This is a genomic window from Neobacillus drentensis, from assembly GCF_036965245.1.
GTDB classification, from domain to species: domain Bacteria; phylum Bacillota; class Bacilli; order Bacillales; family Cytobacillaceae; genus Neobacillus; species Neobacillus drentensis_G.
Genome location: NZ_JBALPG010000070.1, coordinates 70051 through 74030 on the forward strand (window position 1 = coordinate 70051; position 3980 = coordinate 74030).

General features: G+C 37.4%; 4 protein-coding genes. 3 read left to right on the forward strand and 1 reads right to left on the reverse strand.

The window, feature by feature from the left end:
* The first annotated feature begins 87 nt into the window (after positions 1–87).
* Both V7150_RS15820 and V7150_RS15825 read left to right on the forward strand, forming a co-directional pair.
* Positions 88–1782 carry a M3 family oligoendopeptidase gene (locus V7150_RS15820; protein ID WP_335520147.1) on the forward strand — a complete coding sequence of 565 codons (1695 nt, stop codon included), beginning with the start codon at positions 88–90 and terminating at the stop codon, positions 1780–1782.
* 194 nt (positions 1783–1976) lie between these two features.
* Positions 1977–3023: a YkvI family membrane protein gene (locus tag V7150_RS15825; protein WP_335520150.1), complete on the forward strand. Its 1047-nt coding sequence runs from the start codon at positions 1977–1979 to the stop codon at positions 3021–3023.
* Between the two features lie 36 nt (positions 3024–3059).
* Here V7150_RS15825 and V7150_RS15830 read toward each other — a convergent pair whose 3' ends face one another.
* The gene (locus V7150_RS15830) at positions 3060–3671 is read right to left on the reverse strand and encodes a CPBP family intramembrane glutamic endopeptidase (RefSeq protein WP_335520153.1); all 612 of its coding nucleotides are present in this window, start codon (positions 3669–3671) and stop codon (positions 3060–3062) included.
* A gap of 144 nt (positions 3672–3815) precedes the next feature.
* On the opposite strand from V7150_RS15830, the gene V7150_RS15835 reads away from it, so the two are divergent.
* Positions 3816–3935, forward strand: coding sequence for a DUF6254 family protein (locus V7150_RS15835; RefSeq protein WP_335520155.1), 120 nt, complete (start codon positions 3816–3818; stop codon positions 3933–3935).
* The last annotated feature ends 45 nt before the right edge of the window (positions 3936–3980 follow it).

Genomic DNA, 3980 nt, shown 5'->3' on the forward strand with positions numbered 1-3980 from the left:
TCGGCAAGTTTTCTTTATATTTGAAGGAATTGTAATAAATAGTGTCGAATAAATATATTTGGAAATTTGAAATAGGGGGATGTTTTCATGAGCTTTGAAAATTTTACATACGTACGTCCAAATTTAGAGGAAGTAACTAAAAAATTTACTGAAGCGCTTCAACACTTTAATAACGCCGCGACTGTTGAGGAGCAAAGCGAGGCAATGAATGAGATCAATCATCTTAGAAATGATCTTGGTACAATGTTCAATCTCTGCTATATTCGCCATTCAATCAATACGAATGATGAGTTTTATAAGCAAGAACAAGATAATATAGATGAAATCCAGCCTGAAGTTGAAGGGTTAGTGACCAAGTATTACCAAGCCCTTGTTAATTCAAAATTTCGCAATCAGCTCGAAGAAAAGTGGGGAACCCAGTTATTCGCTCTTGCCGAAGGACAGCTTAAGACATTTAAGCCTGAGATTGTTCCTTTACTACAAAAGGAAAATCGTTTATCGACGGAATATACGAAGCTGCTTGCTTCAGCTAAAATTGATTTTGAAGGGGAAGAAAGAACGCTTGCCCAATTAGAGCCGTTCACGGAATCAACTGATCGGGAAATGAGAAAGCGGGCAAATGAAGCAAAATTTGGCTTCTTAGCAGATCATGAGGATGAACTCGACCGAATTTATGATGATCTTGTTAAAGTAAGAACAGAGATTGCGCAGAAGCTTGGCTATAAAAACTTTGTTGAGCTTGGTTATTATCGAATGATGAGAACGGATTACAACGCTGATATGGTGGCGAATTTCCGTGCTCAGGTTAAGAATTTAATCGTACCGATTGCGACTAAATTAAAGGTGCGTCAACAGGAAAGAATCGGGCTCGATAAATTAAAGTATTATGATGAAGGCTTCAAATTTCAAAGTGGAAATGCTACACCTAAGGGAAGTCCAGAATGGATTATCGAAAACGGACAAAAAATGTACGAAGAACTTTCGGAAGAAACGGGTATGTTTTTCCGCTTTATGCAGGATAACAAGCTAATGGATCTTGTTGCGAAAAGAGGAAAAGCCGGCGGCGGATATTGTACCTTTATTGAGAATTATAAAGCGCCATTTATTTTTTCTAATTTCAATGGAACATCAGGTGATATCGATGTTCTGACACATGAGGCAGGTCACGCCTTCCAAGTATATTCCAGCCGTCAATATGAGATTCCAGAATATAATTGGCCAACCTACGAGGCATGTGAAATTCACTCTATGAGTATGGAATTTTTTACATGGCCGTGGATGGATTTGTTCTTTAAAGAAGATACAGATAAATATAAATTCTCACACTTAAGTGATGCCTTATTATTCTTGCCGTATGGGGTTTCTGTTGATGAATTCCAGCATTGGGTATACGAAAATTCTGAGGCTTCACCAAAAGAACGCAAGCTTCAATGGCGTGAAATTGAGAAAAAGTATTTACCTCATAAAGATTATGATGGCAACGAGTATTTAGAGAATGGTGGATTCTGGCAGCGGCAAGGTCATATTTTTAATTCACCGTTTTATTATATTGATTATACACTTGCACAGATTTGTGCATTCCAATTCTGGAAACGTTCAAGAGAGAACCAAGAGGAGGCTTGGGCTGATTATGTCAAGCTTTGTAAACTTGGCGGCAGCATGTCATTCACTAAACTTGTCCGCGAGGCAAATTTAATTTCACCATTTGAGGATGGCTGTGTCGAATCGGTAGTTGGTGTTATTGAGAACTGGTTAAATTCTGTAGGCGATCAAAAACTTTAACAATAAAAAAAGCGAAGTCGCTTAATAATTGCGGCTTCGCTTTTTTTAGCTAATAGGAAAGTATAAGTGCAACTACGCCTCTGTCTTCGCCCTTAGGGGCTCGCCAATCGGCGAGTTAATGGTTACCAATTAAGGAAAAAAGCTCGTCTTTGTTTGTCCCTTTGGTCATATATTGATGATAAGGAGGAGATGGTGTGAGGAAGAATTGGACTCAAGCTTTTCAAATTGCAGCAGTCTACGTAGGCACAGTAGTTGGAGCGGGCTTCGCCACTGGAAAAGAAATCGTTGAATTTTTTTCACGATTTGGTTTCTTTGGCTTTATTAGTATATTAATGAGCGGTTATCTTTTTATCATGATTGGATCAAAGTTAATGAGAATGGCCGCTCAAATCAAGGCAAAATCCTATCAAGAATTTAACGAGTACCTATTTGGAAAATGGGCGGGCAGCATAATAAATATTTTTATGCTATTTATGCTTCTTGGAGTTAGCGCAGTAATGCTAGCCGGGGCTGGGGCAGTTTTTGAAGAGCAGCTCGGACTGCCAAAAAATCTTGGTGTGTTTATAACCATATTCCTTTCCTATCTGGTTATGCTTGTTGGCACAAAAGGACTTTTTGCTGTAAATACTTTTGTTGTTCCATTAATGATTACATTTAGTTTAATCTTGATGTTTTTATCACTAAGAATGCCGCACTTTTTAGAGCGCTTTTTATTTATTCCGCATGCAACAGATGGCTGGAAAAGTGTGATCGCTCCATTTTCATATGCAGCATTAAATTTGGGATTGGCACAAGCAGTTCTGGTGCCCGTAGCCACAGAGGTTAAGGATGACTGGACAATTAAATGGGGAGGAATTCTTGGAGGCCTTGCTTTAACAATAATTTTAATTGGCAGCCATTTTACTTTGATCATGCTGCCTAACCTGGAATTGTATGATATCCCAATGGCAATTATTATGAAAAACTTAGCTCCGTTTTTTTACTGGATTTTTGTACTTGTGATTTATGGGGAGATATTCACTTCTGTGATTGGAAATGTCTTTGGACTCGATAGGCAGCTGAAGCAATATGTCCCTGTTCCAACGATTTTATCGGTTACGGTTATTTTTGCTGTGTCCTACCTCATTAGTCTAGTGAATTATAGTACGCTGCTATCCTACTTATATCCTCTATTCGGCTATATTTGCATGTCCTTTTTTATTTTATTATGGATGAAACCATTTTCACCTAGTAAGTTATAATAGAAAAAGCAGCTGACCCTTTTTCAGCTGCTTTTTCTATTTAAACGGCAGGATAATAAAAATCATGATATCAAAGATGATATGGGAAACAATCACAAGCGGCATACTTTTTTTCCAAAAATAAAGGAAGCCCCAGACGAATCCTGAAAAAAAGGCCGAGAAGACCAGCAAAATCGAGCCTGAATAAATATTGACTGAGGCGTAAAGTAACGCTGCTGATAAAATGCCCCATATCGGACTTAAGTACTTCAATAAAGTTTTTTGAATAAATCCCCTCCAGAAAAGTTCTTCTCCAGGTGCGGCAACCAGAACAAGAGCAATGTACTGCCAAAAAACATGTGGTGAATACCAGCGGTAAAGCTTTTTAATGCTTTTCTCAAAAGGAAGATGGAGAACTTGGATTGCTTGAAATCCTAACCAAAAAACAAAATATAACAATAATCCGGTTAGGACGCCTAGGAAAATATATTGGATAAAGGATACATCATCATCTACATCCCCTTGGAACATGGCCAATGCTATTAACACGAGCACCGATCCAGTAAAGATATACCAAAATATTGTTTTATCATGGAACGAAAAAAATATCAGTGCGTGTGCAATAATCAAGCAAGCAATTAGGCGAATGTTTAGAATGTTTTTTTTCATCTTGTCTTGCCCCTTTAGGAATCAATAAAATATACTTTAACAAAAATGAGCTAGAAAAGGAAATGATTTCATTAAACATTTTAACCAATTCTTATTATAAGAATCTTAAAGGGAGAAAAAATAATTGAGAAGGGAGTGAAAATCATGAGTAAATCAAAGAGTCAACAAGAGCGGGAATGGAAAGTCAGAAAGCAGGATCAAAATCCCCATGGTAATGTAAAATCATTAAAGCAGTTATCAAAAGAAACTGATCAAGGAAAATAACTTTATAAAAGAAAAGGCAGCCAATGGCTGCCTTTTCTTTTAAAC